Below are 1,153 nucleotides of genomic sequence, written 5' to 3'. Positions count from 1 at the left end.
GTCCGATCCACACGCAGTGAGCAAGGGCGCCAACAACAATGTCGCCGCGCCGAGCAGCCCCACCCGCAATTTCTTCTTCTGCCCCGCCCGCAATCTCTTGTTCTGCACAGCCGTCCTCCTCGGGCGGCGAGACGGCGCAGTCGTTACGGCTGGCCGACGCACCACACATCGGCACTTTTGCCGGAGAAGGGACCTATTTCCTTGTCCGGCAAACGGTCACGGGGAAGTGAGTGTCACCTCGCCCGCGTGTACACAAAGTAACCGAGATCACACGAATTGGCAGCCCGAGCAAGAATGTCAGATGGCGAGCTTGGCAAGTAGGTCGCGCGCCGACTCCGCCGTCTTGGGCTCACACAGTACGTCGTAACGTCCGGCGACCAACTGCATCGTCGAGGCGAAGTCCCGCTGCCCACGCGTCGCGGCATACGGAATGGTCGTCGAGATGACGCCGAAGATGATGCCGCCCACGATGCCCGCGATCAACGGCGCGAGGAACCCACCGGTGACGATCCCGAGCACCAGGCCGAAGAAGACGCCGAGCCAGGCGCCGGACACGATGCCGCCGCCGATCACCTTGGCCCAGGTCAACCGACCGAGAACTCGCTCGACCTGCATCAGGTTCACGCCGACGATCGTGACGTCCTGAACCGGGAATTCCTGGTCGGAGAGGTAGTCGACTGCGCGCTGCGCCTCGGCGTAGGTGGGGTACGACCCGATGGGCCATCCCGAAGGCGGTGTCGGCAACGCTCCACGGCGCGACCCATTCGACGATTGACCGAGCGGATTGGACATGGCTGGCTGCGCTCCTCTTTTCGGGCACGTCATCCACGCGGACGACGCAAGTACATCTACCCCTATTGTGCCCTTTACAGACCTGATTCGTTCGGCTATGCGAGCGTCAGGCGTGTTCGGGTGGGGTGAATTCCGACGTACGCGTCATCCCCGCAGCACGCCCCTTGGCCGAAATCACCAGCGCCATTTTGCGACTCGCCTCGTCGATCATCTCGTCGCCGAGCATGACGGCGCCCCGTCCTCCCCCGGCGGCCGAGGTGTGGAATGCGTACGCGTCCAAGATGAGTTCCGCACGGTCGTAATCGGATTGGCGCGGACTGAACACCTCGTTGGCTGCCTCGATCTGCGTGGGATGCAGAAC

1 protein-coding gene and 1 pseudogene are annotated in these 1,153 nt (G+C 63.5%); both read right to left on the bottom strand.

From position 1 onward, the window contains the following. Positions 1 to 297: 297 nt before the first annotated feature. Positions 298 to 792 (bottom strand): general stress protein, encoded by a 495-nt coding sequence (locus tag ABT116_RS48730; RefSeq protein ID WP_003945065.1) that lies wholly within the window; start codon positions 790 to 792, stop codon positions 298 to 300. A gap of 106 nt (positions 793 to 898) precedes the next feature. Beyond that, a pseudogene (locus ABT116_RS48725) lies at positions 899 to 1,153 on the bottom strand (CoA ester lyase); the annotation flags it as partial.

Source organism: Streptomyces sp. NPDC002130 (genome assembly GCF_040296465.1).
Lineage (GTDB): Bacteria > Actinomycetota > Actinomycetes > Streptomycetales > Streptomycetaceae > Streptomyces.
Note: the sequence above shows the minus strand (reverse complement) of the source record. Positions and strands in the feature narration are given on the sequence as shown.

Excerpts from the sequence above, each read along its gene's own strand:
- ABT116_RS48730 (WP_003945065.1), bottom strand. The coding sequence starts at position 792 with ATGTCCAATCCGCTCGGTCAATCGTCGAATGGGTCGCGCCGTGGAGCG.